Here is a 3548-nt window from a genome sequence, read left to right as displayed (position 1 = left end):
ACTTAGTAGGACGTGACAAGACGAGCACGAAGTAACGTGTCGATAAAGGCGCGTAGCGTGACGGCAAATTCAACCACAGTCGATCAGTCGGGAGCCAGCGCGGGTCGCGACATGGCGGCTCGCGACATCAACCATACTTACAAGAACATCGCCGCAAACCGCGTAAGCGCGATCGAAAAGCTGTTACAAAAGCTTGAGCTTGAAATTGAAAGAAATCAAGTAGCCAGAGACACCATCGACAGACTCAAACGGTTCTATTCTCAACGATCGCACGACGGTGTTCGGGGACTACGCGCAAAGTTGAGCGTGAGTGGCCGAGAGGATTCCTACTCTGATGCCATCGAAATGAAGGAAATGTTCGTCAAACTTCTAGAGCGCTGGTCTCATTATTATTCTGCTCAACAGATAATCGTATATCTGTTGGCGAGAGCTGAACGGCAGTTTAATGATATAATCCTCCCACAAATTTCTACATGTGGCGTGGTGGAAATAAACAAGTTCATGAATGAGCTAATTGTGATTCCAACTGTTGAGGACTGCGGTGCAAGCGTCCTGGAGGTAGATCATAACACCGCAATGGGGATGATTTACTGGCTGGCAGAACAATGTTTCGTCCGTTGGCATAAATGACTCAGCTCTCCTTTCAGCCTGCTTTTGACGCTTTTCATGCGGTTTTTAGGTTTTTACGTCTACGAAATGTGCTCGGCCCTTCGGAGGCGCTGGCCTACGATAAGTTGCGGATTCTGGATTTCTACCTTTTGTTCCCTCACAAAGTTCGGGACATTCGGCTGACAGCCCAGCATCAGAAGTTCAAAAAGCTATCAGACCGATATGCTTTTACTAAACCTTATGGCGAGCTACCCGATGCCAGGTTGGTATTCGAACGTATGCGCCCTATGCAAGCAGCGGCCATTCAAACCCTTGCCGCCAAGTCTTTGGTGAGTGTCGATGCGCTTGCGCAAAAGGAAGTTAGAGCCACAGGGTCCACAATTCCTCGGAGTCTCGCGGAACGAGTAGCCGAGATCAACGAATCTCAGTCCGACCTCATGGATTTCTTGGCCACTCTGGCATCGGACTATCCTCTGCAAGGGGATAACGGGCTGAAGGCGAGAACTGGCCTGTTGGAGCATCGATATGATGCGGTATGAGCCTACGCTGATAGTGACGCGTGTTGTGGTCGAGCGGGGTCATCTCGTTGTTTACAACGAACAGTTCCATGAGGGCGTTAATGTCGTCCGTGGTGATAATTCCTCCGGAAAATCGACTGTTTTAAATTTCATCTTCTATGGACTCGGGGGAGAACTCGCCGATTGGAGCGCAGTGGCTCGCCTTTGCACGAGAGTTGTCGTTGAGGCGCGTATAAACGGGCGCATAGTGACCCTTAGCAGAGAGATTTCCGAGTCGACCGGGCAGCAGCCAATGGAAGTTTTTGGTGGCCCATACGAGATGGCGACAGGGGCTGCCCGATCCGACTGGATACGCTATCCATATAGAGGTACGAGCAATCGCGAGAGCTTTTCGCAAGCAATATTTGGCCTCCTGGGAATTCCGGAGGTATCAAGCGATCTGTCCGGCAACATAACTATGCATCAGATACTTAGATTGCTGTACGCTGACCAGCTAAGCCCAATAGAGGACATCTTTCGTTTCGAAAGATTTGATCAAGCAAATTTGCGAGATACGGTAGGACGACTCCTTTGTGGCGCATACGATAGCGATCTTTACGATAACGAGCAAAAAATAAAGGAGTATAGCAAAGAGCTGGACAAGGTAATTGGGCAGCTACACTCGCTATTTACGATATTGGGCAGAGTAGGAGGGCCGGACCAGGGATTAACTACCGAATGGATTCAGGCTCAGAGACATAACCTGGAGAAGGACCGGGCTGCGGTTCAGACTGCGATCGAACAATCTGAGGCCGCACTTTTTTCCAGCGATGCAAAGGACCAATTCACACTGGACTCGCAAGAAACCGCTTACAGGCGGGTCCAAGAGATTCAGTCGAGCCTCGTGCGGACCCGTCAAGAGCGTGACGCCCTCACGCTTACGATCGCTGATTCCGATGCTTTCATTGTTAGCCTCCGGAACAAGATCGAGGCCCTGAAGGACTCTGAGAATGTGGTCGAAAATATCGGAGAGGTCAGTTTTCAGTGGTGTCCAGCCTGCTACGCGCCTTTGGAGGATGAGCCTGCTCCACATTCTTGCCATTTGTGCAAAACGCCATTTGACTCCGAACAGACCCAAGTACGCATTTCCGGTCTGATTCTTGACACCAGCCTCCAGATCAACCAATCGGAGGAACTTCAAAGGAAGCGAAGTGAGCGCCTAACCCGATTGGATATTTCACTGCGGCGACTCGAAGAAGATTGGCAACAGGCGTCCCAACATCTTGCTTCGGTGCAACGATTGCCATCGACTACATTACGAGACCGTATCGGAGAATTGCACCGACGAGCCGGATACTTGGAGAGACAGGTCGAAGATTTAGATCAGAAGGCCAAATTGGTTGAAACTATACGAGAGCTTTCGAGTCGGCGCGAGGAGCTGGAAGGTGCTATCGCTGGGCTAAAATCCTACAATGATGCACTTCGCGCTCAACAGCAGAATAGACTATCCATCGCCTATACTCGTATCTCTAACGAGGTTAAGGAGCTTCTACGCAACGATTTGAGGCGGCAAGATATATTTGAGGACCCTGAAACTATCAGCTTTACGTTTGGGCAAAACAAGATCGCTGTAGACGGGGAGAATTACTTCTCGGCTAGCTCCAGAGCGATTTTGAAAAGCAGCTTCTACCTGGGATTCCTTGCTGCAGCAACTAAGACGGAGTTCTTTCGCCATCCCCGCTTCTGCATGATTGATACTCACGAAAACATGGGGGTGGAGGCAATCCGCAGCCAAAACTTCCAACTGCAAATCCTCCGTATCTCGAAGGAAAGTAAGGTAGAGCATCAGATAATCTACGCGACTGCGATGATCGAGCCGATCTTGGAAGACGAAGCATATGCAGTCGGGGCGTTTTCCACGAGCGACGAAAAGACGATTGATATCAGGTTAAATTGAAGTGTGAGTCGGGATGGCATCATATCCTGCGCGAACGCGGCGATGGGGCCACGAAATGGCCATTTCTCCGATTGCGTGGCTCTGAGAAGCGCGACTGTTGTGTTCGGGAGGGCAGACCCACCTCGGGGTATTCTCTCCCCTCAAATGCGCACCACATCAGACACCACCGCCGCGGTCGGCCTTGCGGCGGCGCCTTCGGGCTGGCCGGCACCTTCGTCGCCAGCGCGCCGCTGCGCGAAACGCTCTGGACGATCGACGGCGTGGCTCTCGTGGTCGCCACCGCGCTGCTGACGATGAAACACCAGCGGCTGGGCAATGATTGCATAGCGGCCGGCTTCCTGACCTTCCTGGCCGGCGAGACCCTGTTGATGGCCGGCAATGCGGCGGGGCTTGAGGCCAGCGTGCCGTCCTATGTCGGCGGCATCTCGCTTTGGGCGGCCGCACTGGTCATGGTCAGCGCGCCGAAGACATTCGCCCTGTGGATG

General features: G+C 52.2%; 3 protein-coding genes and 1 pseudogene. All 4 read left to right on the top strand.

Features of this window, described 5'->3' with window-relative positions; all coding sequences use genetic code 11:
- Nucleotides 1–57: 57 nt before the first annotated feature.
- Nucleotides 58–630, top strand: a complete 573-nt coding sequence (locus tag ENZ75_RS25205) for an ABC-three component system protein (protein WP_063170410.1) — start codon at nt 58–60, stop codon at nt 628–630.
- Nucleotides 627–1148 carry an ABC-three component system middle component 5 gene (locus ENZ75_RS25200; RefSeq protein ID WP_063169621.1) on the top strand — a complete coding sequence of 174 codons (522 nt, stop codon included), beginning with the start codon at nt 627–629 and terminating at the stop codon, nt 1146–1148. Before ENZ75_RS25205 ends, ENZ75_RS25200 begins: the two co-directional genes overlap by 4 nt.
- Nucleotides 1135–3063: an AAA family ATPase gene (locus tag ENZ75_RS25195; protein WP_063169620.1), complete on the top strand. Its 1929-nt coding sequence runs from the start codon at nt 1135–1137 to the stop codon at nt 3061–3063. The genes ENZ75_RS25200 and ENZ75_RS25195 overlap by 14 nt, the downstream gene beginning before the upstream one ends.
- 260 nt (nt 3064–3323) lie before the next feature.
- Nucleotides 3324–3548, top strand: a pseudogene (locus ENZ75_RS34415) (hypothetical protein); the annotation flags it as partial.

The sequence above is a fragment of the Mesorhizobium sp. M7A.F.Ca.CA.002.04.1.1 genome (assembly GCF_004022805.1).
In the GTDB taxonomy this organism is placed as follows: domain Bacteria; phylum Pseudomonadota; class Alphaproteobacteria; order Rhizobiales; family Rhizobiaceae; genus Mesorhizobium; species Mesorhizobium ciceri.
The sequence above is the reverse complement of the archived record's forward strand: the minus strand, read 5'-3'. Positions and strand labels throughout refer to the sequence as shown.

Bases quoted from the DNA above. Each gene is read 5' to 3' on its own strand.
- ENZ75_RS25200 (WP_063169621.1), top strand. From the start codon at position 627: ATGACTCAGCTCTCCTTTCAGCCTGCTTTTGACGCTTTTCATGCGGTT.
- ENZ75_RS25195 (WP_063169620.1), top strand. From the start codon at position 1,135: ATGATGCGGTATGAGCCTACGCTGATAGTGACGCGTGTTGTGGTCGAG.